Genomic DNA, 25093 nt, shown 5'->3' with positions numbered 1-25093 from the left:
TCGCTGAAGCACCATCTGAGAGTTCGTGAAAGGGAGACGACAATGACCATCAACGATCTGCGCGGTGTCATCAAGGGACGCGTGTTCCTGCCCGGTGACGACGGCTTCGAACAGGCGACCACAGCGTGGAACCTCACCGTCAGGCAGCCGGTGACGGCCGTGGCGGAGGCCGCGGACGCCGATGACGTGGCGGCGCTCGTGCGGTACGCACGGCGGACGGGCAGGACGGTGGCCGCGCAGCCGACCGGGCATGGCGCCTCGGGTGACGTGGAAGGCGTGATCCTGCTGCGTACCGGCCTGCTGAACGAGGTGGAGGTGCGCGCTGAGGAGCGCATCGTCCGGGTCGGCGCGGGTGCGAAGTGGGGGCAGGTGCTGGCGGCGGCCGGACCACTGGGTCTCACTGGACTCTCCGGCAGCGCGCCCGGGGTCGGCGTGACCGGTTACACGCTGGGCGGTGGTGTCGGCTGGTTCAGCCGCAAGCACGGCTTCGCCTCCGACAGCGTGCGGGCCCTGGACATCGTGGACGCCGACGGTGAGCCCGCACGGGTGACCGCCGAGTCCGATCCCGAGCTGTTCTGGGCGCTGCGCGGCGGTGGCGGCGACTTCGCGGTGGTGACCGCGCTCGAACTCGAGCTGTACCCCGTGCCCACCATGTACGGCGGACGCGTCGTCTGGCCCGAGCACCGGACCAGGGAGGTGTACGACACGTTCCTGGAGCTCACCGCCGAGGCGCCGCGCGAACTCAGCGTCTGGATCAACCGGTTCCAGCCGCCCGGCGCGCCGCCGATGGTGACCCTGGACCTCGCCTACCTGGGTGAGGCGGCTCAGGGGGCGGACCTGCTGGCGCGCATCGACAAGATCGAGGGCGCGATCTCCGACAGCCGTGGCATCGTCCCGGTCGCCGACCTGGGCGCCATCACCGCCGAACCCACCGACCCGGTCCCGTCCATCACTCGTGCCGAGCTGCTCACCGGCCTGGACGCGGACGCCGTGGACCTCCTGCTGGCCAAGCCGGTCGCACCGCTCATCAACATGCAGATCAGGCACCTGGGCGGGGCGCTCGCCGAGCCGGGCGACGGGGCCGGTGCGAGCGGCGCGGTGACCGAGCCGTACCTGCTCGGCCTGCTGGGCCTCGGCCTGCCGCACACGGCCGACGCGACGCGCGCCAAGCAGGACGAGGTCGTGGCCGACCTGAAGGCCTACGTCAGCGGCCGCAAGCCGTACACCGTGCTGTCTCCCGGTGACACGGCGTCGCAGTCCTTCTCCGGCGGCGTGCTCGCGCGGCTGCGGGAGATCAAGCGGGCCCGTGACCCGCACAACGTCTTCCGCGCGAACTACCCGGTGCTCGGCTAAGGCCGTTCCGAGCTGGTCCCGGCCCCTCCGCCCACCAGGGTGGCGGGGCCGCGCCGAACCCGCTTCACAAAACGTCACCCCGTCCGAGAACTCCTGGACCCCCGCCAGATCCTGACCACCCACCGGCCCCGGTCGTGACCAGGCCGGAACCCTGAGGACCCTTGTGAAGAAGCTCTACTACGCCGCTCACGCCTACATGATCGTCGGGCTGGTCGGCGGCCTCTACTACCGCGAGATCACCAAGCTGAACGATTTCACCGGCGACTCCCAGCTCGGACTCGTCCACACCCACGTGCTCGCGCTCGGCATGCTCTTCTTCCTGATCGCCCTGGTGCTGGAGAAGCTGTTCACCCTGTCGGCGGGCAGGCTCTTCAACGCGTTCTTCTGGACCTACAACGCCGGTCTCGTCATGACCGTCGCCGTCATGACCGTCCGCGGCACGCTGACCGTCCTCGGTCACTCCACGCCCGGGATAGCGGCCCACATCGCCGGAGGAGGCCACATCGCGCTCACCGTCGGCCTGGTCTTCTTCTTCATCAACCTGGGCAAGCGCATCGCCCAAGCCCCCGCGACCACCGACCGCGAAGAGCGACGGTCGCCCGCGTCCTGACCGGCCGCGGTGCTGAGGCTGTCCGCGCCGGTCACCGGCACCGCCATGACGGTCGGCATCGTCGCGGGCCTGGTGTGCATGCCCGCAGTGGGACGTTGGCTGGACCGCGGCGCGCGCGGCACCGTCGTGGCGGCGTCGACGCTGGTGCGAGTGCTGGGCGTGGCGCTCCTGCTGGCCGCCCCGACAGGGCACGTCTGGCTCTTCACGGCGGCGGCGCTCTTCCTCGGCATCGGCAACCAGGCGTGGCCGGCCGCCCACGCAGCGCTCGTGGCGACGGTCGCCCAGGGCCGAGATCGCGACAACGCCCTCGCTGGGTCCCGCGCCCTGCGCAACGCCGCCCTGGGCGTCGGCGCACTCCTCGCCACGGTGTGCCTGGCGGGCGGCACCACCGCGCTGCGGGCGCTGGCGGCCGTCACCGCGCTCGCCTACCTCGCCGCAGCCGCCTTGGCGTGGTCGGTCCACGTGCACGCACGTCCAGCGGAGGCCACGCCGGACGAGGACCGGGACAAGGACCCCGCACCCCGGATGCTCGTGCTCCTTGCTACCAACGTGGTCTACGTCTTCTGCCTCAACGTCCCCGAGGTCGCGATCCCGCTGGTCCTGGTGACGCGGTTCCACGCGTCCCCGATGTGGCCGGCAGCCGTCTTCGTGGCCAACACCGTGCTGGTGGTGACCCTGCAGGTGCCGGTCACCGTCCTCATGTCCCGCTTCTCCCGGCGGACCGTCCTGGCCCTCTCCGGCGTGGTGCTGGCCGCGTCCTACCTCGGCTTCCTCACGGCCACCTCCCTCGGACACGGCTGGGGTGTCCCGGCCATCGCCGCGGTGTCCGTCGTCTGCACCATCGGCGAGATCATCTACGCCGGTAGCGCCACCGCGCTGGTCACCGCCCTCGCCGCCCGAGGCTCGGCCGGCCTCTGGGGAAGCCTCGCCGCCGCAACGCTCCTCTCCTCCCTCGCTGTTGCCACCGAGAAGGATCAACGTGCGTCCGGGGTCACGTCGTGAGTGTGTGGGTAGGCCCCAGGAGCCGCCTGGCTCCTGGGGCCTACCGCGTGGGCGGGGTTAGGCGAAGCGTTGGGCTGATGAGCCGTTGCAGGGTTGGAGTGCGACGGCCTTGTCGGCGACCGGTTGGGTCAGGCACAGCCCGTTCGCGGTTGCCGGGCGGATCGTGCCGTCCGCGGGCATCGTCCACTGCTGGTTGGTGCCGCCGTGGCAGTTCCACAGGATGGCGGCGGTGGGGGCGGCGATGTCCCGGGAGTCCAGGCAACGGTCGTGGGACAGGCCGGTGTGGATGGACTTGTACGTGGGGTCATACCACCAGGTCTGGTTACGGCCCCCGTGGCAGTTCCAGCCCACGACCGCCGTGTAGTTGCGGGACGAGCCGCCGACGCTGTCAAGGCACTGGCCGGTGGACTGGTTCTTCAGCGGCTTGAACTTGTCGTCCCATGCGCCCGGGTAGAGCTTGGGGCTGTTGGTGGACGCCGGGTCGGCGCACGACGCCTCGCGCAGTCCGGAGTCGTAAAACTGGCTGAAGCACGACGCGAACGCGCCGTGACCTGTGGCGTTGGGGTGGTAGGACTGCCGGACGGAGTTCTCGTCCGGCGGGAACGAGCCGTCGTAGAAGAAGCCGCGCGCCCAGGTGCTCTCCATGCACACCTCGTGCCCGTGGAACAGGCGGGAGGCGTCCAGGTAGTAGGCCCCGGACTGCTGGGCCGCCTTCCGGATCCCGCGCTCGAAGGCGGGGACGGCCGTGTTGCGGCCCCAGGCCGCGTCGGAGTCGTAGCCGAGGCAGCCGCCGGGGAGCTTCCCGGGGAAGTTGGGGTTGTCGGCCATGTCGGGGCTGATGGGGGAGGGGTAGCTCATCAGCACGAGCTTGTAACCGTCGTCGGTGTACCCGGCGTCGCGCATGACCTGCTTGAGGTCGGTGACGGTGGCCGCCACCTTCGGCACCATGCCGTCCACGCGGGTCTGCCAGCCCGGCGCGTAGGTCGGCTCGCAGGTGCCCTTGGAGAGCACCCAGCGCTCGACGCAGTCGGTCATCACCGGGCCGAACTGGATGTCGTCGTTGGCGCCGACGACCACGACCACCATCTTGACGCGGGTGTTGCGGGCCTTGATCGCGAGGTTGTCGCTCTGGACGAGCTGGTCGGCGTACTGCTTCACCCCGCCGATCCTGATGTGGTAGCTGGCCGCGCCCGAGCAGGCGACGTTGGTGGAGACGTCGGCCGGGATGGTGGTGCGGTAGATCGCGGCCTCCTGCGAACGATGGCACCAGTTCGTCGGGCCGGCGGTGTCCGGCCAGTACGAGCCGGCGCCCTCGCCGGAGATCTCCGAGTCGCCGATGGACACCAGCCCCGTCTTGCGCTGGGCCATCGGACGCTCCTCCGGGCTGCCGTAGAGCTTGGTGGCCTCGGCCGCGCGGATCTGTTCCAGTTCGGCGGGCAGGGGCGTGCTCGTCGTCAGGGTGGGGGTGGCGGGGGCGGCGCTCGCGGAGGGGGTGGCGAGCGCGCCGAGGGACAGGAGGGAGAGGGCGGCGGTGGCTGCGACGGCACAGGTCCTCAGCCGTGGCCTGGGATGTGACATGGGGGGAACCTCCCGGGCTGGTTGTCACTTCCGGTAATTACCGGCTGACCGCCTTCCCCGGAAGACCCAAACATGAAACCTGCTCAACTTTTTTCGGGACGGCCTGACAGGCGGGACGGCCCGTCAGGCCGGGACCACTTCCGACTTCGACATCGACCCGTGATGGCCGCCCATGTCCCCGGAGAGGGGTACGGGAGCCGTCACACCGGCCGGGGCTGTTACGGCTTCGCGCCTCCGCTCGGCGGCCCGGCGTGCCCGGTACGCCTTCTGTCGGCAGGCGGCCGGTCGTAGACGGCGTCCCGGCGGTGACCGTGGCCCAGGACAAACCGGCCCGGCTTCTCGTTGTTGGTCAGGTTCCCGTTCGTCGGGGTGAGCGCCCGACGGCGAGCCGACCCGGTGCGTGGGCGCGGGGCCGGCTCCTGGTGTCAGTGCGGCGTGACCTTGCCTGCCGGCTGATCACTTCGCCTGGGAGAGCGAGACCGCGTCGGGGCCGGCGGGGAATCGCAGCTGGCCGGTCGTGTCGTGCACGGCTCGCCACACCGTCTCGGCGACGTCGCTCTCCTTGGTGAACAGGTCCTGGCCCGTGAAGTCGCCCATGGCCTTCTTCGCCCATGGTGCGTAGGGCGCCGGGACCAGCTCGTCCAGCGAGGCGCCCTTCGTCGCGGTGGCCGCGAAGTTCGTCGTCAGGCAGGCGCCCGGCTCGACCGTCTTCGCCCGCACACCGAACGGCGCGAGCTCGAGCGCGAGGGATGCGGTGAACCCCTCGATGGCCATCTTGCTCGCCTTGTAGACGGCCGAGAGCGGCATGTGCCCCAGCACCACGCTCGAGGTCACGTTGACCACCACGCCGGAGCCACGCTCGCGGAACTGGGGCAGCACCGCCTGCGTCATCGCCATCACGCCGAACGTGTTGGTCTCGAAGACCTCCCGCACTCGGGCCATGGGGGTGCCCTCGAACACGCTGATCGAGGGCACGCCCGCGTTGTTGACCAGGACATCGATGGGGCCCTCGGCCTCGAACGCGGCGGTGATGCTCTCGGGCCTGGTCACGTCGAGCTCGATGACGCGGAGCCGGTCCGACTCAGGAAGGACGCCTGGACGCGGCGTCCGCATCGTGGCGATGACGTTCCACCCCTGCGAGTGGAAGTAGAGGGCGGTCTCCCGCCCGTACCCGGATGAGGTACCAGTGATCAGAACCGTCTTCATGTTGTGCCCTTTGCGATGTGGTGGGATCCATACGGGTGGGCAGGCATCTTCCTGCTCCACGGGAGAACCGGTGATCCCATTGAATCGTTCTGACCTGCGGAGACAGTAGAACTATCCTCGCTACTCCTTGCACGATCCTCCAGTAAAGCCGCCCAGCTCAGGGCAGGAGATCTGCCGGCGCACGCACGGCCTGACGCAGGCGGGCGGCGTCCTGGCTGGGGGGCGCGCCGAACTGGCGGCGGTACTCCCGGCTGAACTGCGACGGGTTGTCGTAGCCGACGCGGTGGCCGACTCCGGTGACGTCTCCGGGGTGGGTGGCGAGCAGCAGCCGGGCCTCCTGGAGCCGGATCTGCTTCTGGAACTGGATGGGGCTCATCGCGGTCACCGCTTGGAAGTTGCGGTAGAAGGCGGAGACGCCCATGCCGGACTGCCGCGCCACGTCCTCGACCCGGAAGGGCTGCGCGTAGTGCTCGCGGATCCAGCGCACGGCCCGCGAGATGTGGCTGAGGCTGCTGTCGGCCAAGCCGAGCTGGCGAACCGTCGCACCCTGCTCGCCGGTGATCAGACGCCACAGGATCTCGCGCTTGACCAGCGGGGCCAGTACGGCCCGGTCGCGGGGCTCGTCGAGCAGGCGCAGCAGCCGGACCACCGCGTCCAGCAGTGCGGCCGGAGCGTCACTGACGGCGATCGCCGACGGCGCGCCCCCGCTGCTCCGGGGGGCGTCTCCGGGCCCGGCCTCAAGCAGCAGCTCGGCAACGGCGGACGGTTCCAGGACGAGACCGAACCCCAGCGCCGGCTGCTTGGGGTCGGCCTGGGTGAACTGCCCTGTGACAGGCAGATCGACGGATGCGACCAGGTACTGCCCGGGCCCGTACTCGAACACCCTCTCGCCCAGGGCGAGGCGTTTGGCGCCCTGCGCGATGACCGCCAGGAGCGTGCCGGACATCGAAGGCGCCGGCGGATCAGGGCGGTCGACCTTCGAGATGAGGACGCCGTCGACGGCGGTGGTCCAGTCGGGCCGCGCGTGGCGGGCCAGCAGGGTGCGGAGTTCTTCGAGGTACATGCGTCCATTGCAGCACCATTCCGCGCCGCGGTTCCCGAAGTCGCGAGGATCGTGCAAGTACAAACGAGTATCTGTCTAACGTTTTCGCAGGTCAACTCGCTTTAATGGAATCACCGCACTCCATCACCGAAGAGGAAGAGAAGGAATCCATGATTGCCAACTACGGCTTCAGCGCCACCCTGACCGCCAGGCCCGGTATGGGCGACCAGCTCGTCGACCTGCTGCTGACCGGACTGAACGAGGGCAGCCCCGGCGCGAGCGAACACTGCCTCGTCTACCTTGTCTCCCGCTCCGCGTCCGACCCCGACGTCGTCCACGTCGCCGAAGGCTGGACCAGCGAGGAGGACCACCACCGCGTCTTCGCCGGCAGAACCGCCCAGGCCATCGTGGCGCAGATCGACCCGCTGCTCGCCAAGGACTCCGAATACACCGACCACGTTCCGGTCCGCGGCAAATCCGCCCTCTGACCCGCCGAACACCCCACCCCCCCAGCCTCGGCCGCCTCGGTGCCCACCGAGGTGGCCCCCGTCCTCGCCCGACCGGCCCGCCACCACCCACGAGAGGCAACGACCATGACCACAGCACGCCCCTCCCTCGACCCCGAACTGCATGAACTCCTGGCCGACATGCCGCTGATGTCCCAGCTCAGCCCGGAAGTGCTGGCCCAGGTACGCCCCTTCTCCTCGATGCCCGTCGAACTCCTCCTCGAAGGTCGCGCTATCGACCGGCGCGAGGTCACCCTTGCGAGTCCGGACGGCACCCCGATCCCCTTGTCCGTCTTCAGCCCCGCGAACAGCGATCGCACCGCTGCCGCACCCTGCGTCTATTGGATGCACGGCGGCGGGATGGTCATGGGCGACCGCTTCTCACAGATCGACATCCCGCTGGAGTGGCTCGACGAGTTCGGCGCCGTCGTGGTCTCCGTCGACTACCGGCTCGCGCCCGAGTCCACCGGCACCATCCCGGTCGACGACTGCTACCAGGGACTGCTCTGGATCGCCGACCACGCCGCCGAACTGGGCATCGACCCAGCCCGGATCATCGTCGCAGGTGCCAGCGCGGGCGGCGGCCTCGCCGCCGGCGTCACCCTGCTGGCCCGCGACCTCGGCACCCCGACGATCGCCGCCCAAGTCCTGATCGGCCCCATGCTCGACCACCGCAACACCACCACCTCCAGCCTCCAGTACTCGAACGGGCCCGGCGTCTGGACCCGCGAGATGAACGGATTCGGATGGCGCTGCCTCCTCGGCGACCTCACCGACGACGAGGTACCCGCATACGTCTCACCCGCCCTGGCCGACGACCTCGCGGGCCTGCCGACCACCTACATCGACACCGGCTCCGCCGAAGTCTTCCGCGACGAGGACACCGACTACGCCACCCGCATCTGGGCGGCCGGCGGCCAGGCCGAACTCCACGTCTGGGCAGGCGGCTTCCACGGATTCGACGCCCTGCACCCGCAGGCACACATCTCGGCCACAGCCCGCCGAACCCGCACCGACTGGCTCGCCCGGCTCCTGTCCACGAACCCCGCCGCTTAGGTGAAGTCGACGAGTTTCGGTCGTAGGCTTCAGTCTTGGCTAAGACCTCAGCGACTGCTGTCTCCGGGCGCGAGCAGGCTGGTGACCTCGGCGATCGCCTCCGCCGAGGGGTGAAAGTAGCGCCTTACGTTCTCCGGCTGCTTGTGCCGGGACTTCGCCATCAGCATGGGCAGGCTGGCCCCGGCCTCGCCGAGGTGGGTGAGACCAGAATGAGGTATTCGTGCAGGTCCCAGCCCGTGCCCGGCACCCCGCCGACTGCGGTGTAGGCGTCGAGCAGGGCGCGGGCCTGGCCGTACGAGCGGGCGGGCATCACCGAGGTGCTCGGCGGTCTTGCCGACGCCAATGCCGTACGACCGGAGCGTGTTCGCGTTGTCGAGCGAGTCGAGGAACACGTCGGCCGCCGCGCGGACGGTCAACGCCTTCCCGACGGGCAGTCATACGACGGCGGGCACCGCTTCCCCCCTTGCCACAGATAACGGGGCCGCTTCGTGCACAGCCCCGAGAACGTCGCCGCAGGTCGTGATCAGCGATGCCGCAGATATCAGGGCGTTATTCGTGGAACGACTTCGACCCGGCCCCGCAGCCGACGTCCTGTCAGCCGCTCACCAGGGACGACGAGGGCTTAGCGCCGGTTTTCGTTCCGATGTTCCTCAACCCCCCACCCGCCCTGTGCGTCGCGACCCAGCTCGCGGAGCTCCTGGAACCCGTCAACCCGCCAATCGGTCATGCCCCACCGTCAGGCTCACGTCACTCCGCGCAACGTCTCCAGGAGCGCGTTCGCGTCCAAGTCGAACCCGTCGAAGCCGGTGGCGAGGGTCCGTTCCATCAGCGCGATCGCCTCGTCGATCTCGCCCTTGCGGGCCTTGTGCTCACCCAGCCGGTAGGCGGCCTCGGCGACGAGAACGTCCTCGTCGCCGAGTTCGAGGGTTCGCGCGTAGTACCCGGCGGCGTCCTCATGGTTGCCGAGCCAGTGGTGCAGCTCGCCGAGATGCGCGGTCGCCCACGCCCGGTTGCCCTCGGGGGAGCCGGAGTCGATGACCTGCTGGAACCACGCCTCGGCCGTCACGACGTCCCGGGCGTCCTTGGCCATGATGCCGAGCCAAGCGCAGGCCAGCGTCCAGATCTCTCGCTCCTGGTCACCCTCGTGGTCCTTGTTGAGCTCGACCAGGTGCAGGAAGGTCGTGCGGGCGGCGTCGTGGTCACCCGCCTTCTCCTGCACCTGGCCCAGGGTGAGAAGCGTGTGCCGGGGCCACCAGACCCTGCCGTGCGCCACGGCCTCGTTGAGCGCGTCGACTCCGTCCTGGTACGCGACCTGAGCTTCTGCCCACCTTTCCTGGTTCACCAGGACGATTCCGAGCGCCTGGGCGGTGGCGGCGCGGTCGTCTCGCGTGACGGCCCTCTCGCGCGCCTCCCGCGTGGCCTCGACCGCTCCCTCAGCGTCCCCGAGGCGCTGGCGCAACAGGCCAAGCCTCGACAGAGCATCGGGCATGTCGACGCCCTCCTCGAGTTCGACGGCGCGCTCGTACGCCTCGATGGCCTCGGCGACCGCGTCGTTCTCCTCGTGCACGCGCGCGATCCCGTACGCCGCAGGCCCGCTTTCAGGGGCCATCTGGAAGGCAGCCAGCGCGCGGTCGTCCTTCCGGTCGAGAAGGTCGTTCGCCAGCTCGACGACGAGACGATCGTCCAGCTCCTCGGGCGTCGCCGCGCCCAGCACCGCGAGCCCCGTGCCCGACCGGGTCGAGAAAGGCCGAACGCCCGTCGCGGCGGACTCGCGCCAGGCGGCGATCGCGTCCGCTTCATCGCCTGCCTCGTGACTCGTCATGCCCCGCAGCCATCGCGACAGCGCGATCGACCTTGCATCGCCGTCGAGCGTCGTGAGTACCTCCGCCAGCGGATGGTCACGGGGCAGGTCGGCCCCGTTCTCGACGCAGAGGTCGCATCCACGCCGGTACTCGTCCCCGCTCAGCCGCTCCAGCGCCGCCCGTACAGCGTGCGGGTTGCCGAGCCCCAGATACAGCTCGACCTCGGCGAGGCCCTCCAGTGGTGGGAGAGCCTCGTCCGGCGTCCCCTCCTGCCGGAGCTCGAAGGGAGGCTCGTCCGGCAGGCCGACCCCGTAGACCCTCACCTGGCGGCGCGTGGCGGCCGCGAGCCAGCGGCCGTCGGGCGACCAGGCCAGGAAGTCGACGCACGACCGGTCGTGACACCGGAGCACGGGCCGCCCGTCGGCCAGGTTCCAGACGACCGGGAAATCGCCGGTGGCCAGCTCGGACACGGCGCCGAACCGTCCGTCCGGGCTCAACGCGAGCCCGCCGACCTCCTCGCCCCCGACCTCGAACCTGCCCGCGACCTTCCCGGACTCCACCACGAACAGCTCGGACCCGCGCGCGGCCAGCGTCGTCGACCCGCGCGAGACCGCTTTTACAGCGAAGTCGTCGTCGTCCTCGACCGGCAGCGAGGGAGGGGGAACGAGGACGAAGTCGAATGTCTCGCCGTCCCTCGGAGCACGCCGCTCCCACGTACCGGCGTCCAGCACGACCACGTCACCCGCCTCGTTGCACACGCCCAGGGAGCTCCCGTCGTCGGAGAACGCGAGCCCGTTGAGGTCGGCACCGTCCTCCAGGTAGGGGAACGGCACGAGCCTGGCGACCGTCTCGTTCAGGTCGGGGATCTCGGCTGCCTCGTCGGGACGCATCCGGCTCATCGGGCTCGGGTACCAGCCCGAGGCCCAGCTCGTCCCGAGGCTCAGATGGTCGAGCCAGCGCGGGTCGGTCACCGTGATCTCGTAGTCGGCCTGGAGCAGCCGGTTCTCCTCCGGCCACCCGCCGTTCTCCAGCTCGCCCTCGTAATCCGCAAGGTCGGTGTCCTGGTTTCGCGTGACGAGCCGCTCGTACCCCTGCACGAACCAGCGCGTGTTGACCCCGATCCACCCCTCGTCCAAGAGCTCGTAGTGCTCCAGATGTTCGGCCAGCGGCCCGCCCTGCGCGCCGTCCCAGAGGATGCGAAGGATCAGTACCGGATCGTCCGGCAGCTCGGTCTCGTCATAGTGGACGACGAAGATCCGGAGCCGGACGCGCAGGCGGTCGGGGGACAGCGCTAGCACCCGCGCCCCGTACAGGTCGGTGACGGACATAGTTGATCATGTTGGCGCATCCCCCCGACGTTCTCGGCCTCCCTTGAAAGCCGAGTTTCAACACGCCGGACCGTCGGGCCGTCGGATACCCAACGCCGGACCGCACTGGGCGACCTGCCCGACCAGGGCGTCCCGTCCCCCGATCAGCCTGACACGAGAAACAACCCTGTCGACCTGCGGATCAGCGCTAAGCGCCATCTTCCCGCTGCCCCTGGACGCTCGGGTGAGGAAAGAGTGGCAGGAGTGGTGCGGAGGGTTCGACGAGCCCTCTCGATGGGATGACCTCCGTCGGCGATCGACCACGGAGCGTTAAGGAATGGACGGGTCCCTTCCGTGCGTAGGGCCGCTGCGCGGCGGCCCCATGGGTGAGTCGAAGCCCTCGTTGGAATCGATCATCGATGGGAGGCCTGATGAACACGTCCAGGACCCTGACCGCCGTGGTCGCCGGAGCCGTCGCATGCACGGCACTGGCCGGAACCGCCCCCGCGGCGCGTTCCTTCGGCACCCTCACCGACAAGTTCGGGCAGCGCGCCGAGCACGAGCGCATCACCCGATCCGCGCTGGCCTGTCCTGGCGGAAAGGCGAGCGACAACTACTGCTTCGAGCCCGACTCGCTGAGCGAGCTCGCCGGGGCCAAGGGAAAGGGCGGCGCCATCGGCGCTCCCGACCTGGGCAGCGAGGTCTTCAAGCAGGAAGCCCACTGCGACAACGCGGACTACCTCGTCCAGAGCGGATACCTGCAGAGTCGCGCCGACGCCACCAAGCACCTGCTGGGTTGCGTCAGCCACGCGCACGACCGCATGAACAACGCGGTGACCGAGGCCGCGCGGCTGCTGAACAGCAAGGGCGCGGTCGACTCCAAACAGGTCAGCCTCTTCTTCCGCTGCGTGTTCAACCAGACCCATGGACGTGCCAAGTGCGACGTCATCGAGCAGTTCGGCCGGGGTCTGCACGCGGTCCAGGACTTCTACTCACACAGCAACTGGGCCGACACCGCCGGGTCCGGCCCCATCGGGGTGACCAACCCGCCCGGCCTCGGCCGCTCCGTTCCCTCACCCTTGTTCCGCCTGTTCGCCGAGCCCCGGCCCACCGCCGCGGACGTCCCTGAGACCCTCACCACGGGATGCTTCGACAAGGCGGCCGCCGGGTCGGGTGAGAAGCTCGGCTGCTCGGGCGGCAAGCGGCTCAGGCACCACACGCTCAACAAGGACCTGGGGCTGATCGACCCGTCGACCGGACACGCTTCCGACCCGCGCACCGACCGGGGCCGGATCGCCGACAACTTCTCTCGCGCGGTCACCCTCGCCGTCACCGACACCCGCAGCCAGTGGCGGGACGTGGTGGACGCGCTGGAGAAGCGCTACCCCGCAGGGAAGGGCAGCCGGATGGCCTGCGCCCTCACCCACGACAACCCCAGCAAGGACTGCCGGTAGACGGTCCTCCCACCCGGGAGACCACGATCGGCGCGGACGGCCGTGCAGCGGTGCTGGTGAAGCAGGCGATGGGCACCCACCGCCACCGCCATCGAGGAGGGCCGGGGCCCGTCCTCGGTGGCGGTCAGCGTGTGCGGTCAGCGCTCCTCGACGAAGCCGAGGTACATGACGTCGCGGGCACCCGGGTTGAAGGCGATCGACTTGATGCTGTCGTGGGGATTGCGGGCGATCGACAGCTCGCGCGTGCGGGTGTTGAGGGTGTAGAGCGAGGTCCGGTACACCGGGTCGCCGTACTCGAAGTACACCACGTCACGGTTCCACGGGCTCGGCTTGACCAGGCCCCCGTTGGTGATCGTCACCTCGCCGCCCTGGTCGGCCACCGGGCGGAACGACCGCCCGCCGTCGGCGGAGCGGTACAGGTGCCGCCCGCCGCCGCGACCGCCGCGGTCCATCTCTGTGACGTTCAGCGCCTGGAGGTAGACGATCCGCGGGTCGATCGGCGACATCGCGACGGTGAACCCGTTGACCTTGTCACCGGCCTGCCCGATCTTGGTGCGCCGCCACGTCCGTCCGCCGTTGTGGCTGGTGAAGGCGCCCACGTCGGAGATGCCGACCACGATGTCATTGGGACGGGACGGCGCGACCTTCGCGTCGTAGAGGAGGAAGTTGGGGCCCGCCTCCTTGACCGGGACGGCGCCGATGGAACGGAACGACCGTCCCGAGTCGCGCGAGTCGAGCACCTGTCCCTCCTCGGTGACGCCGCGCAGGTGTCCCGGCTTCCGCTGGTCGACCGTGAGGGTGACCAGGCCGCCCAGGCGCTCCGCGTCGAACGCCGGCTCCTTGGACACCAGCTCCCCGTCCACGCGGTACACGCGGTCACCGCGGAAGTTCCACACGTAGGCCGTCCCGTCGGACGCCGGGCTGATCGACCAGTGGCCGAATCTCGACAGCGAGGCGAGGGTGCTCCAGCTGCATCCGGCATCGATGGAACGTTCCAACTGCCCACGGTCGTCGACGGCGAGCAGCTGGTTCGGACGCGCGAGCGCCTCCAGCCCCATCACGTACTTCACCGGACGCATTACGCCCGTCGTCGGGGCCACGCTCCGGCCGCCGTCGCGGGTGAACGAGACGGAGCCGTCGCCCTCGACCGTCTTGCAGTTCGGCTGCCGCCACGCGGATCCGGCGTCCGCGGACGTGGCGGCTCCGGCGGTGCCGGGGAAAAGGGACAGGCCGATGCCCGCCGTCGCGATGAGTGTCACGAGGCTCTTCACGTGGGCTCCTCCAGTTCTGGGTGTCCTAAAAGGAGGTAACGTGATCATCCAGGCCCCCGTCCACGATCTTGGGTGGCGGACGGTTGCCACGTCGAGAACACGTCACCCTGGGAGGGACGCGCCGTGCTGGAGGCGTTCGGGGTGGCGAAGGCCGACGAGGGGATCTACCGCCTGCTGCTGCGCCACTCGTCGCTCACCCGCGATGAGCTGGCCGCGCGGGCCGGTGTCGACGCTGCCGAGCTCGACCCGGCCTTGGCCCGGCTGGAGGAGATCGGCCTGGTCAACCCGCTGCCGGGCCTGCCGGTCAGGTTCGCCGCCGCCCGTCCGGACGCGGCGGTCGAGATGCTGGCCACCCGCTGGCAGGAGCGCGTGACCAGCGCCCGCGCGACGGCCCGCGCGCTGCTCGCCGAGTTGCCCGTCGACGCGCGGCACCGTCCCGAGGACCAGGTGGAGATCCTCTTCGGGCGGGACTCGGTCGCCGCGCGGTTCGACCGGCTCCAGCGGGCGGCCTGGCACGAGGTGCTCGTCCTGGACCGGCCGCCCTACGCGCAGGAGCCCGCCGAACCCAACCAGGCGGAGCTGGAGATGCTCGCGCGCGGCGTGCGGGTGCGCGGCCTGTACGCGCCCGAGGCGCTGGAGGTCCCGGGCGCGTTCGAGACGTTCGCGCAGACCATCGCGGCCGGAGAGGAGGCGCGGGTGCACGTGGGCATCCCGCTCAAGCTCGCCATCGCCGACGGGACGACCGCGATCCTGCCGTTCAGCAGCGACGAGCGGGAGATGGTGGACAGCGCGTTCGTCATCCACGCCGGGAACCTGCTGGACGCCCTGGTCCGCCTGTTCGAGCTGCTCTGGGCCAGCGCGATCCCCATCCCCGGCCAGAACCTCCCGGTCGAGAAGGACCTCGACCGGCAGCTCATCACGCTGATGGCCGCGGGCCTCAAGGACGACGCCGCGGCACGGCAACTCGGCATCAGCGTCCGGACGCTCAACCGCCGCGTCAGCGAACTCATGCAGCGCCTCGGCGCCCGGACCCGCTTCCAAGCGGGCCTCCAAGCCGCCCGCGACCTCGACCAAGCCCCCTGACCAGCACCGCCGACAGCCGGGCGGGATTGGCCCGTGAGGAGGATTGGAACGGCCAGTAGCGGCGGCAGCGGGTTTTCGCTTCGGTTTGATGGAGACGTTCTTTCGGCCTCGGTCATCCGGGGGAAGTAACCGATCTGCGTCCCGCCCGGGCGGCACCCTGCACGGTCAGCTCAGGGCGACATATCGTCCGCTTATCGAAATCTGCCTACGTGCTGACAACACGGCGCAGTCTTGACTTGAGACATGCCCCCCAGCGAATTGGGTTCGATCTACAGCGAAGCGATCACGGACCGTCGCGCCCGAACGATGGCCCCATCTTCCCCGTCCATCCCGCCGACGGGACTCGCGGTCTTTGGATGTGGCCAGGACGATGCCGCTTTGTTCCAGGAGATGGGGGCACGCCTCGGATTTTCGCTCACCATCACCGAGGCCGCCGTCTGCGAGACCAACGCTGAACTGGCACGTGGCAACCGATGCATCAGCGTGAGCCACAAGACCCAGGTCACCGATTCCACGCTTCTGGCGCTCAGCGAAGCCGGTGTGGAATACATCTCCACCAGAAGCATCGGCTGCAACCACATCGACCTGGAGTACGCCGAGCGCGTCGGTATCTCGGTCGGCAATGTCGCCTACTCGCCGGACAGCGTGGCCGACTACACGTTGATGTTGATGCTGATGGCCGTGCGCCACGCGAAATCCACCATCCGCCGCACCGAAGCCCATGACTATCGGCTGAGCGACATTCGCGGCAAGGAGCTGCGGGACCTGACCGTCGGGGTGATCGGCACAGGCCGCATCGGCACGGCGGTCATCCACCGCCTGCGAGGTTTCGGCTGCCGCGTGCTGACCCACAACAACCGATCTCATGCCTCAACCGACCACGTGCCGTTCGACGAACTGATCGAACTGAGCGACATCGTGACGCTCCACACCCCGCTCACCCCGGACACCCACCATCTCCTCGATCGCCATCGCATCGAGCGGATGAAGCCCGGCGCGTACATCGTCAACACGGGTCGCGGACCGCTGCTCGACACTGAGGCGCTCCTTGCCGCACTGGAGAGCGGCAGGCTGGGCGGCGCGGCACTGGACGTCCTCGAAGGCGAGGAAGGCATCTTCTACGCCGACTGCCGGAACAGGCATTTCGAGAACGAGGCCCTGGTGCGACTGCAGCGTCTGCCGAATGTGCTGATCAGTCCACACTCCGCCTATGACACCGACCACGCCCTGAAAGACATCGTCGAGAACACTCTCATCAACTGCCTGAGCTTCGAGAGGGAGAGAACAGCATGAGCAGACTGAAGGTCGGATTCATCTTCGGAGGCGCTTCCGAGGAACATTTCGTCTCCATCAAGTCGGCACGCGAGGTGGCGGGGAACCTCGACACCGAGAAGTACGAGCCGCTCTGGATAGGCATCACGGCCGACGGCGACTGGAAACTGTGCGACGGCCCCGCCGAGGACTGGGAGAACGGCAGCGCCCGTCCCGTCACGCTGTCACCTGACCGAAGCGTGCACGGTCTGCTGGTCATGGGGCAGGGGGGCTACGAGACGGTGCGCCTCGACCTCGTCTTCCCCGTACTTCACGGCAAGCTCGGCGAAGACGGCGCGATCCAGGGTTTGTTGGAGCTCTCCGGCATCCCCTACGTCGGCTGCGACATTCAGGGCTCGGCCGTGTGCATGGACAAGTCCCTGGCCTACACCGTCGCCAGGAGCGCAGGAATCGCCACGCCGAACTTCTGGGTCGTCGCGGAGGAGGGGAAGGTCGACCCCGACCGTCTCCCTTATCCCGTGTTCGTGAAGCCGGCCCGATCAGGTTCATCGTTCGGCGTCAGTAAGGTCACCGGGAAGGATGAGCTGCCGAGCGCGCTGAGCGCGGCGCGACAGTACGACTCCAAGGTTCTGATCGAGGAGGCGGTGGCCGGCGGCGAGATCGGCTGCGCGGTCCTCGAGGAACGATCCGGCCTGGTCACCGGTGAGGTGGACCGCGTCGACCTCTCGCACGGATTCTTCAGGATCCATCAGGAGGACGCCCCCGAGGCCGGCTCGGAGAACTCGACGTTCATCGTTCCCGCCGACATCTCCGACGACTCGCGCCGGCTCGCCCAGCAGACCGCCAAGACCATCTACCGCGCCCTGGGCTGCAAGGGACTCGCCCGCGTCGACATGTTCCTCACCGACGACGGACAGGTGGTGCTCAACGAGGTCAACACCATGCCCGGCATGACGTCCTACAGCCGCTACCCGCGGATGATGGCCGCCGCGGGACTGTCGGTTTCGGACGTGATCGACCGGCTCATCTCGATGGCACTGCACGGGACGAGGCGATGAACGGCGACTTCGTCTACATCGACGACTGGGTTCCGGGCGTCCGCTGGGACGCCAAGTACGCCACCTGGGACAACTTCACCGGCAAACCGGTGGACGGCTATCTCGCGAATCGAATCGTCGGGACCCGGTTCCTGTGCACGGCTCTGGAGCAGGTGCGCGAGAAGGCGGCCTCCCTCGGCTTCGGGCTGCTTCTCTGGGACGGGTATCGCCCCCAACGCGCCGTCGACTGTTTCCTCCGCTGGTCGGAACAGCCCGAGGATGGCCGGACCAAGTCGCACCACTACCCGAACATCGACCGGGCCGACATGGTCAAGCAGGGATATGTGGCCGCGAAGTCGGGCCACAGCAGGGGCGGCACGGTCGATCTGACCCTCTTTCACCTTGCCACCGGTGAGCTTGTTCCCATGGGTGGCGGCCATGACCTCATGGACCCGATCTCACGTCATCAGGCCAGCGAAATCACGCCATCCGAGGTCCAGAACCGTGAGTATCTCCGTTCCATCATGGAGGACTGCGGATTCGATCGTTACGACTGCGAATGGTGGCACTACACGCTGAGAAACGAGCCCCATCCTGATGTCTACTTCGACTTTCCCATCACGTGATCGGAGTCTCCGTTACATCTCCCAGTGGGGGAATCCGGACCGCAACGACGAGGTCGTCATGCGGCGCACCGGCCCCTCCGGGCTGGAGGTCTTCCTGGGTGGCGCCGATCCGTCGCGACGGCACGACTGGGCCTCCGACGGATACCGCTCAAGCGAGGAGTACCTGTTCTGGTCCCGCAAGGTCTGCGGTCTGGCGTGTCTGCAGTCGCTGCTCCACGGCTGGACAGACATCCGGCTACCGATGGGTGAACTCCTCGCGCAAGCCCTCGATCGGGGCTGCTACGTGGTGGAGCCCTCCGGCAAGGTCCAGGGACTCATCTACCGGCCGTTCATGGCCTGGGTCGGCTCACAATTCGGATTCCACTGCGAACTGGTCGAGCGCACGCCCATTCAGGTATCCGGCCGAAAGGTGGAACCAGGGCAGGCCCTGATCGCGTCAGTATCACCTGAGATTCGCGAACCAACCACTCGCGAACCCCAGCGTGGGGGCCACCTCGTCCTGGTCTATGCGGTCGATGGCGGTCTAGTGCGGTTCCATAATCCGTCAGGCTACTCCCACAATTCGGACTCCGTATCGCTGCCCATGCATGTGTTCGAACGGTTTCACGCGAAACGAGGAATAATGATCAGGAGGACATGGTGATTCCAGGCGAGCCGCCACCGCGCGTCGTCGTCGCCGGCGGCCATTCGGCAGGGCACATCGAGCCCGCGATGAACTTCGCCGACGCCCTGCGCCGGCTGGAGCCCGGGGCCGAGATCACCGCCCTCGGCACCGTCCGCGGCCTGGACACCACGCTCATTCCCGCCCGCGGCTACCCGCTCGAACTCATCCCGCCGGCGCCGCTGCCGCGCAAGCTGAACCGGGCCCTGCTGCAAACGCCGGGGAGGCTGCGCGACGCGGTGCGGGCGGCCGGCGTGCAGGTGCTGCACATCACCGGGCCGCGGCAGGTGGTCGTAGGGCCGGACCGCGACCCCGCCGACCCGCCCTACGTCGTTATGCCCTACGTGGACGAGATGCAGTACGCCTACGCCGCGGCCGACTTCGTGATCTGTCGCTCGGGGGCGATGACGTGCGCCGAACTGGCCGCCGTCGGCCTGCCGGCCGCGTACGTCCCGCTACCGCTGCGGGGCGGTGAGCAGCGGCTGAATGCCGAGCCGGTCATCGCCGCCGGTGGGGCACTGCTCGTCGACGACGCCGACCTCGATCCGACGTGGATCGAGACCACCCTGATCCCGGTGCTCACCGATCCCGAGCGGATCGCGGCGATGTCGGCCCACGCGTCGGCGGCCGGCACACCGGACGCGCACGGGTTCTACGAGCGACGCAGGTACACCGGCCAGGCTGGAATCTCGTCCCACTACGGGATCTGCCGAGCCGTCGCGGGTAGCCGTACCGTGACGCGAAGCCCGCCATCGGCGCGCGGCGTGAGCGAGAGCGTTCCGTCGTGCGCCTGGGTGATGCTCTTGGCGATCGCCAGGCCGAGGCCGACACCCACATGGTCGCTGCGGACGCGTTCGGTGCCGCGCTGGAACGGCTCAGTAAGGGTGGAGACCACGTGCGGGCTGAGCTTCTCGCCGGTGTTCTCGACCGTGAGCACGGCGTCCTCAGGACCGACAGCGGTGCTGACCCGAACGGTGCCGGACTCCGGCAGGTTGTGGACGATCGCGTTGTGCAGGAGGTTCGTGGTCAACTGCAGCAGGAGCGCATGAGACCCGGTGGTCGGGGTGATGTCCCCGGAGGTCTCCATGACGACGTCGTGCTTCTCGGCGAGCGGGAGGAGCGTCTCGGTGGCCTCTTCCGCGATGAGGGACAGATCGACGTCATCGCGAGCGAAGGAGCGCTGGTCACTGCGGCTGAGCAGGAGCAGTGCCTCGGTGAGGTCGATCGCTCGGGCGTTGACAACCCGGAGGCGTTCATCGAGCTCGCTGCCCTCCCGGCTCGGATCGTCGCGGGCGACGTCGAGCAGGGTCCGCGTGATCGCGAGTGGAGTTCGCAGCTCGTGGGAAGCGTTGGCCGCGAAGCGCTGCTGTTCGGCGACGTGCGCTTCGAGCCGCGCGAGCATGCCGTCGAAGACGTCAGCGAGCTCTCGGAACTCGTCCTGGCGCCCCTCCAACCTGATCCGGTGAGAGAGCGACCCCCTCGCAGCCGTGCGCGTGGCATCGGTGATGCGGGCCAGCGGGGCCAGCATCCGCCCGGCGAGAATCCACCCTCCGGCGAGACCGAACACCAGCAGGAACGCCAGGACCAGTATCGCGGCCGGGACGAAGACGGCCGGGCCGAAGTTGCCGCCTGGGTCGAGGGTTCGCAGGAAGTCGGACAGATCGGGAACGTACAGGCCTTTCGAGCGTCCTCGTAGGAGGAACACCCACACGGCGGCGAGCAGCAGGGCGCCCGCGATCATGAGGAATCCGGCATAGCTGAAGGTGAGCTTGAGGCGGACGCTCAACCCAGGCGCCCTATCCACGTTCGCCTCCCGCGCTCCCGGTGTCCGGCCCTGTGCGCAGTCCAGCTCCGACGGCAGGCTCATCCTCGACAACCAGCACACGCATGCTCTCCATCGTAAGAGCGGGGGGATCTCGCCGACGTATCGAAAACCGCGTGCAGCCTGGCAAGACGGTGCCGCCTTCGCTGGCGGCATGTGGCGGGTGTGGTCAAGGGGGTCGGTGGGCGGGAATTGTCCTGGCGTCCGGGGAAGAGCTGGCCTCAATGCGGAACGGTTCGGGCGATGACTACTTCATCATCTTCTCGAAAGCGGGGGCCTATGTTCGCGGCTTCGCGCATGAATCGTCGATGAGCCCGTACCCGAACGATGGCCCTTGGCCGGGAGTTTTCGATGCGGTCCTCGAGGTGTTCCGGCACTGCGTGGAAGAGCCCGCCTGCGGCGTCGAGGGGACGCCGCAGGCCTTCTCGGTGCTGGTCAGCCGTAGAGCGCGAAGCGCACGTCCTTGACGTAACTCTCGGCAAAGCTGACCGGCAGCTTTTCACCCGCGTTGTAGTAATCGAAGGCCACGTCCCGTCCGCCGCCCGCCCACGTCATCTGAGCGGACAGGGGGACCGTATAGTCACAGGTGTTCTGGACGGTGCCGTTGTAGGTGACGCGGAACAGGTCGGTGCCGCTGATCGCGTTGTAGGTGTACGTACCGGTCATGTAGCCGCAGGGAGATGTCCGAGTCACCGTGTACGTGGTGGCCAGAGCCGTTCCCTGAGCCAGTGGCGAGATCAGCAGTGCCGAGCCGACGACGGCGGCGATCGCAGTGGCGCGCAGGCGCATCGGAGATCCTCCTGAGGTGAATGGCATTGCGCGACGGATTGGCCTCGCAATACCGATGCGATTTCCTGCTGAGAATGGCTCGTTCTCTGGCCGATGTCCTGGTCTGATCGTGCACGATCCTAGGATCTGCGTGCACTGCTACCCGAGGACCGCCGAAGAGGAACTCGCCGGGGGAGGCTTTGCGCTGGGGGCTGCTTGCGGTAGCGGCCGGGGGCGGTGCCGTACTCGCGCTTGAAGGCGTTGGCGAAGGCGAACTCGGAGCTGTAGCCGGTCTGGGACGCCACCTGGGCGAGCGGGGTGTCGGACGTGTGCAGAAGGCGTGCCGCGGTGGTCATCCGCCACCACGTCAGGTAGGTCAGGGGTGGTTGGCCAACCATGCCGCTGAAGCGCTTGGCGAAGGCCGCGCGTGAGAGTCCCGCCTCCGCCGCCAGGGACGCGACCGTCCAGGGACGGGCCGGAGCGCGATGGATGGCGTGGAGCGCGGCGCTGATCGCGGGATCGGCCAGCGCCGCCGCCCATCCGGTGCCCGCGCCGCGATGGGGATTCTCCTCGAACCAGGCCCGGAGGACGTAGTGGAGAAGCGTGTCGAGCAGGGTGGGCACGATGGTGTCGGTGCCGAGCCGGGGATGGTCGATCTCGCCGGCCAGCAGGTCGACGGCGGCGCGCAGTTGGTCGCGGCGTCCGAGGCGGGCCGGGATGTGGACGAGGTCGGGCAACCCCTGGAGCAGCGGGTGGGCCCGGGTCGGGTCGAGCCGGTAGCCGCCGCAGAGCGTCATCGTGGAATCTCCACGCGAGGGGTCGCCGATGGACGTCGAGACGTAGAGGTCGGCCTCGTCGAGCGGATCGCAGTGGGGTTCGTCCAGCGGTGTGGTGGGGGCGTCGGCCAGGGCGTATCCGTGTCCGTGGGGGAAGAGCACCACATCGCCCGTCCCCAGCGCGACGGGAGGCGCGCCCGCGTCCGGCGGGATGAGCCAGCACGAGCCCTGCAGGATCACCTGGAATCCCGCCGAGCCTAGCGCGGAGGGGAACCGCTGCCCCCAGGGGGCGTGCCAGAGAACGCGCGCCGCGCGGGGCCGTCCGGTACGCATGATGCCGATCACGTCGCTGAGCACGTCCACGGCTGGAATCTATACCGGGAGAGCGTCGAAGACGATCACGCATGAAACAAGGACTGTGACGCATAGGAGATCTTCCCGTGCCTCCCTACTGTTCCTTACAGGACGAAGTCGGCGCGCGGTCGCACAGCGGGCCGCGCTCCTGGGGGAGAGGAACACGGATGCATCGGCAGGCCAAGGTCCTGGTCACGGGCTCCACCGGCACGGTGGGCAGGCAGGTCGCGGCTCAGCTCGCGAACGCGGGGACCGCGGTGCGGGCGCTCGTCCGCGATCCCGACGCGGTGGGGCGACGCGCCGGGATCGAGTTCGTCCGCGGCGACCTCACCGAACCGCATACCCTGCACGCCCTTCTGGAAGGCGTCGACGCGGTCTTCCTCGTCTGGCCGTTCGCCACGGCTGAGGGGATGCGCGAGGTCCTGGACACGATCGCCGAACACGCCCGACGTGTCGTCTACCTCTCGTCGGCGGCGGTGCGCGACCACGAACGGCGGATCGAGCGGGCGATCGAGCGGAGCGGGCTCGAGTGGACGTTCCTCCGGCCACACGTCTTCGCGGCCAACACTCTGCGGTGGGCGGCGCAGGTCCGCGCCGAACATGCGGTGCGCGGCCCGTACGGGGCCGCCGCCATGGCCCCGATCCACGAACGCGACATCGCCGCCGTCGCGGTGCGCGCGCTCACCGGTGACGGCCCCCAGGGCGTGATCCACGAGTTGACCGGCCCCCAGACCCTGACTCAGGCGGAGCAGGCCCGCATCATCGGCGAGGTGATCGGCCGCCCGGTGCGCTGGATCGAGACACCGACGACGACCGCGCGTCGGGAAATGCTCGAACGCGGCTGGCCGGACACCGTCGTGGACGGCGTCCTCCAAGCCCAGGCCGAGCTCGTGGACGAGCCCGGGCCGGTCACCTCGACGGTGGAGAAGGTCACCGGGACGCCCGCCCGGACGTTCCGCGAGTGGGTGGCCGACCACTCCGGTGCCTTCCGCGCCACCATGACCGCCGCGCGCGTCCACGAGTTCGGCGGCTCCGACGTCATCCGTCACGAGGTGGTGCCGCTCCCGGTCCCCGACCAGGATCAGGTGCTGATCCTGGTCGCCGCGACCTCCTTCAACCCCTCTGACGCCGCACTGCGCGCCGGGCTGCTGCGGGACGTGCTGCCCGTGAAGCCGCCCTTCACCCTCGGCTTCGACGTCTCCGGCACGGTCACGCAAACCGGGAGAGCGGCCGGCCCGTTCGCCGTCGGCGACCGGGTGATCGGCCGCCTCGACCACGGCGGTGCGGCGGCCGAGTACGTCACCGCCCCCGCGGGCCTCCTGACCGCCGCCCCGGAGAGCATCGCGCTGGCCGACGCCGCCGCCGTCCCGGTCGCCGCGCTCACCGCCTACCAGGCCGTGTACGAACACGCCCGGCTCGTCCCGGGGCAGCGCGTCCTGATCAACGGCGCGGGGGGAGGCGTCGGCGTGTTCGCCGTCCAGTTCGCCGGACGCGCCGGGGCGACGGTGATCGCCACGGCGAGCGGGCGCAGCGCCGCCGCCGTCCGCGCGCGCGGCGCCGACCAGATCATCGACTACACCCGCACCACTCTCGCCGACGTGCTCGACGGCCCGGTGGACGCCGTCATCAACCTCGCCGCGATCACCCCCGAGGCGGCCTCCGAGCTCGTTCCCCTCGTCCGTCCGGACGGCGTCATCGTCTCGGTCGCCACGCCGGTCGAGGCACCCGCCGACGCTCGGGTCACGGCCGTCCATTTCGTGGCCCGCAACGATCCCGGTCAGCTCGCCGAGATCGTCGGCCTCATCGACAGCGGCGAGCTGACGGTCGAGGTCACCGAGTCCCACGGGCTGGCCGACCTCGCGCTCGTCCACGACAGGAGCCAGGCGGGCGGGACCCACGGAAAGCTCACCATCCGCCCCTGACGGCCGCCCCGCCATCGACGCGGATGTTCTCCGCTCACGCCATGTCCGCTCCCTCAGCCCGGTCCGACAGGACGGAAAGGAACACCCCCATGACCACGCTCACGCAGAAACCCCAGGCCACCGGACGCCGAAGGACCAGAGCCGCCGCCGTCGGCGTCGCGGTACTCGCCACCAGCGCACTCTGGCTCATCGCCCACCTGCTGGGCGCCCACCTGCGCGTCGACCAGCACAACGGGCAGGGCCCGCAGACGATCGGGCTGCCCCTCGTCGCCGGCGTCACGCTCGTGATCTCCATGCTCGGCTGGGGCACGCTCGCCCTGATGGAGCGCTTCCTCAGGCGGGCCGTCGCCGCCTGGAGCGTCCTCGCCGTCGTGGTGCTCGCGCTGTCCTTCGCGCCGATGCTCTTCGCCGAGGCCAGCCTGGGCACCAAGACCACGCTGTCGCTGATCCACCTCACCGTCGCCGCCATCCTCATCCCGACCTTGCGCGGACGAACCTGAGCGGGTGCACCTGGCTGCACGACCCTTGGCGCCGCCTCATCGGGCCGGGCCACGTCGGGCCGCGTTGGAGGCGCGGCCCGACGTG

The 25093-nt window shown here is 69.2% G+C and carries 21 protein-coding genes and 1 pseudogene; 14 read left to right on the top strand and 8 right to left on the bottom strand.

All coding sequences use genetic code 11. The annotated features are described in order from the left end of the window. Window positions 1-42: 42 nt before the first annotated feature. The 3 genes from P696_RS0104125 (at window position 43) to P696_RS43150 (ending at window position 2965) form a co-directional block, all read left to right on the top strand. Window positions 43-1353 carry an FAD-binding oxidoreductase gene (locus P696_RS0104125; RefSeq protein ID WP_026411331.1) on the top strand — a complete coding sequence of 437 codons (1311 nt, stop codon included), beginning with the start codon at window positions 43-45 and terminating at the stop codon, window positions 1351-1353. 163 nt (window positions 1354-1516) lie between these two features. Further along, window positions 1517-1963, top strand: coding sequence for a DUF2871 domain-containing protein (locus P696_RS0104120; protein WP_026411330.1), 447 nt, complete (start codon window positions 1517-1519; stop codon window positions 1961-1963). A 9-nt stretch (window positions 1964-1972) separates the two neighbouring features. Then, entirely contained in the window at window positions 1973-2965 is a 993-nt protein-coding gene (locus tag P696_RS43150) for an MFS transporter (RefSeq protein WP_084336741.1), read from the top strand. A 57-nt stretch (window positions 2966-3022) separates the two neighbouring features. On the opposite strand, the gene P696_RS0104110 is transcribed toward P696_RS43150, so the two are convergent. From P696_RS0104110 to P696_RS0104100, 3 genes are all read right to left on the bottom strand, one after another. Next, on the bottom strand, window positions 3023-4543 hold the full coding sequence (locus P696_RS0104110; RefSeq protein ID WP_026411329.1) for a ricin-type beta-trefoil lectin domain protein: 1521 nt from the start codon (window positions 4541-4543) through the stop codon (window positions 3023-3025). Window positions 4544-4999: 456 nt separating this feature from the next. Further along, the gene (locus P696_RS0104105; protein WP_026411328.1) at window positions 5000-5749 is read right to left on the bottom strand and encodes an SDR family oxidoreductase; all 750 of its coding nucleotides are present in this window, start codon (window positions 5747-5749) and stop codon (window positions 5000-5002) included. Between the two features lie 157 nt (window positions 5750-5906). After that, entirely contained in the window at window positions 5907-6812 is a 906-nt protein-coding gene (locus P696_RS0104100) for an AraC family transcriptional regulator (RefSeq protein WP_026411327.1), read from the bottom strand. A gap of 149 nt (window positions 6813-6961) precedes the next feature. On the opposite strand from P696_RS0104100, the gene P696_RS0104095 reads away from it, so the two are divergent. Next, entirely contained in the window at window positions 6962-7279 is a 318-nt protein-coding gene (locus tag P696_RS0104095) for a putative quinol monooxygenase (RefSeq protein ID WP_026411326.1), read from the top strand. Window positions 7280-7384: 105 nt separating this feature from the next. Next, on the top strand, window positions 7385-8353 hold the full coding sequence (locus tag P696_RS0104090; RefSeq protein ID WP_026411325.1) for an alpha/beta hydrolase: 969 nt from the start codon (window positions 7385-7387) through the stop codon (window positions 8351-8353). Window positions 8354-9095: 742 nt separating this feature from the next. On the opposite strand, the gene P696_RS0104080 is transcribed toward P696_RS0104090, so the two are convergent. Beyond that, window positions 9096-11483, bottom strand: coding sequence for a WD40 repeat domain-containing protein (locus P696_RS0104080; protein ID WP_026411324.1), 2388 nt, complete (start codon window positions 11481-11483; stop codon window positions 9096-9098). A gap of 410 nt (window positions 11484-11893) precedes the next feature. Here P696_RS0104080 and P696_RS0104075 point away from each other — a divergent pair, with 410 nt between their 5' ends. Beyond that, on the top strand, window positions 11894-12916 hold the full coding sequence (locus P696_RS0104075) for a CinY protein (protein ID WP_157429504.1): 1023 nt from the start codon (window positions 11894-11896) through the stop codon (window positions 12914-12916). A gap of 137 nt (window positions 12917-13053) precedes the next feature. Here P696_RS0104075 and P696_RS43145 read toward each other — a convergent pair whose 3' ends face one another. Then, a complete protein-coding gene (locus tag P696_RS43145) occupies window positions 13054-14187 on the bottom strand; it encodes a sialidase family protein (protein WP_051466751.1) in 1134 nt (377 codons plus the stop codon). A gap of 123 nt (window positions 14188-14310) precedes the next feature. On the opposite strand from P696_RS43145, the gene P696_RS0104065 reads away from it, so the two are divergent. The 6 genes and pseudogenes from P696_RS0104065 to P696_RS53925 form a co-directional block, all read left to right on the top strand. Continuing rightward, window positions 14311-15270, top strand: a complete 960-nt coding sequence (locus P696_RS0104065; protein WP_026411322.1) for a helix-turn-helix domain-containing protein — start codon at window positions 14311-14313, stop codon at window positions 15268-15270. A 306-nt stretch (window positions 15271-15576) separates the two neighbouring features. Then, the gene (locus tag P696_RS0104060; RefSeq protein ID WP_064743889.1) at window positions 15577-16563 is read left to right on the top strand and encodes an NAD(P)-dependent oxidoreductase; all 987 of its coding nucleotides are present in this window, start codon (window positions 15577-15579) and stop codon (window positions 16561-16563) included. Beyond that, on the top strand, window positions 16560-17600 hold the full coding sequence (gene vanA / locus P696_RS0104055) for a D-alanine--(R)-lactate ligase (protein WP_026411320.1): 1041 nt from the start codon (window positions 16560-16562) through the stop codon (window positions 17598-17600). Before P696_RS0104060 ends, vanA begins: the two co-directional genes overlap by 4 nt. Continuing rightward, window positions 17597-18205: a D-Ala-D-Ala dipeptidase VanX gene (gene vanX / locus P696_RS0104050; protein ID WP_026411319.1), complete on the top strand. Its 609-nt coding sequence runs from the start codon at window positions 17597-17599 to the stop codon at window positions 18203-18205. The genes vanA and vanX overlap by 4 nt, the downstream gene beginning before the upstream one ends. 58 nt (window positions 18206-18263) lie before the next feature. Then, entirely contained in the window at window positions 18264-18848 is a 585-nt protein-coding gene (locus P696_RS53930; RefSeq protein WP_084336736.1) for a hypothetical protein, read from the top strand. Further along, window positions 18842-19498 (top strand): annotated as a pseudogene (locus tag P696_RS53925) (glycosyltransferase); the annotation flags it as partial. The gene P696_RS53930 and the pseudogene P696_RS53925, both read left to right, overlap by 7 nt. Before the next feature lie 65 nt (window positions 19499-19563). On the opposite strand, the gene P696_RS0104035 reads toward P696_RS53925, so the two are convergent. From P696_RS0104035 to P696_RS43140, 3 genes are all read right to left on the bottom strand, one after another. Then, window positions 19564-20394 carry a sensor histidine kinase gene (locus tag P696_RS0104035; protein WP_281174913.1) on the bottom strand — a complete coding sequence of 277 codons (831 nt, stop codon included), beginning with the start codon at window positions 20392-20394 and terminating at the stop codon, window positions 19564-19566. A 729-nt stretch (window positions 20395-21123) separates the two neighbouring features. Then, window positions 21124-21477 (bottom strand): hypothetical protein, encoded by a 354-nt coding sequence (locus P696_RS0104030; protein ID WP_026411316.1) that lies wholly within the window; start codon window positions 21475-21477, stop codon window positions 21124-21126. Window positions 21478-21596: 119 nt separating this feature from the next. Further along, window positions 21597-22595, bottom strand: a complete 999-nt coding sequence (locus tag P696_RS43140) for an AraC family transcriptional regulator (protein WP_051466749.1) — start codon at window positions 22593-22595, stop codon at window positions 21597-21599. A gap of 158 nt (window positions 22596-22753) precedes the next feature. On the opposite strand from P696_RS43140, the gene P696_RS59010 reads away from it, so the two are divergent. Beyond that, entirely contained in the window at window positions 22754-24508 is a 1755-nt protein-coding gene (locus P696_RS59010; RefSeq protein WP_084336734.1) for an NAD(P)H-binding protein, read from the top strand. An 89-nt stretch (window positions 24509-24597) separates the two neighbouring features. Next, window positions 24598-25008 carry a DUF6069 family protein gene (locus P696_RS0104010; RefSeq protein WP_026411315.1) on the top strand — a complete coding sequence of 137 codons (411 nt, stop codon included), beginning with the start codon at window positions 24598-24600 and terminating at the stop codon, window positions 25006-25008. Window positions 25009-25093 lie beyond the last annotated feature (85 nt).

The sequence above is a fragment of the Actinomadura oligospora ATCC 43269 genome, assembly GCF_000518265.1.
Lineage (GTDB): Bacteria > Actinomycetota > Actinomycetes > Streptosporangiales > Streptosporangiaceae > Spirillospora > Spirillospora oligospora.
Note: the sequence above shows the minus strand (reverse complement) of the source record. Positions and strands in the feature narration are given on the sequence as shown.

Coding starts and splice junctions, on each gene's coding strand:
- P696_RS0104125 (WP_026411331.1), top strand. CDS start 43: ATGACCATCAACGATCTGCGCGGTGTCATCAAGGGACGCGTGTTCCTG.
- P696_RS0104110 (WP_026411329.1), bottom strand. CDS start 4,543: ATGTCACATCCCAGGCCACGGCTGAGGACCTGTGCCGTCGCAGCCACC.
- P696_RS0104105 (WP_026411328.1), bottom strand. CDS start 5,749: ATGAAGACGGTTCTGATCACTGGTACCTCATCCGGGTACGGGCGGGAG.
- P696_RS0104100 (WP_026411327.1), bottom strand. CDS start 6,812: ATGTACCTCGAAGAACTCCGCACCCTGCTGGCCCGCCACGCGCGGCCC.
- P696_RS0104095 (WP_026411326.1), top strand. CDS start 6,962: ATGATTGCCAACTACGGCTTCAGCGCCACCCTGACCGCCAGGCCCGGT.
- P696_RS0104090 (WP_026411325.1), top strand. CDS start 7,385: ATGACCACAGCACGCCCCTCCCTCGACCCCGAACTGCATGAACTCCTG.
- P696_RS0104080 (WP_026411324.1), bottom strand. CDS start 11,483: ATGTCCGTCACCGACCTGTACGGGGCGCGGGTGCTAGCGCTGTCCCCC.
- P696_RS0104075 (WP_157429504.1), top strand. CDS start 11,894: ATGAACACGTCCAGGACCCTGACCGCCGTGGTCGCCGGAGCCGTCGCA.
- P696_RS0104060 (WP_064743889.1), top strand. CDS start 15,577: ATGGCCCCATCTTCCCCGTCCATCCCGCCGACGGGACTCGCGGTCTTT.
- vanA (WP_026411320.1), top strand. CDS start 16,560: ATGAGCAGACTGAAGGTCGGATTCATCTTCGGAGGCGCTTCCGAGGAA.
- vanX (WP_026411319.1), top strand. CDS start 17,597: ATGAACGGCGACTTCGTCTACATCGACGACTGGGTTCCGGGCGTCCGC.
- P696_RS53930 (WP_084336736.1), top strand. CDS start 18,264: ATGCGGCGCACCGGCCCCTCCGGGCTGGAGGTCTTCCTGGGTGGCGCC.
- P696_RS0104035 (WP_281174913.1), bottom strand. CDS start 20,394: ATGCTGGCCCCGCTGGCCCGCATCACCGATGCCACGCGCACGGCTGCG.
- P696_RS0104030 (WP_026411316.1), bottom strand. CDS start 21,477: ATGCGCCTGCGCGCCACTGCGATCGCCGCCGTCGTCGGCTCGGCACTG.
- P696_RS59010 (WP_084336734.1), top strand. CDS start 22,754: ATGCATCGGCAGGCCAAGGTCCTGGTCACGGGCTCCACCGGCACGGTG.
- P696_RS0104010 (WP_026411315.1), top strand. CDS start 24,598: ATGACCACGCTCACGCAGAAACCCCAGGCCACCGGACGCCGAAGGACC.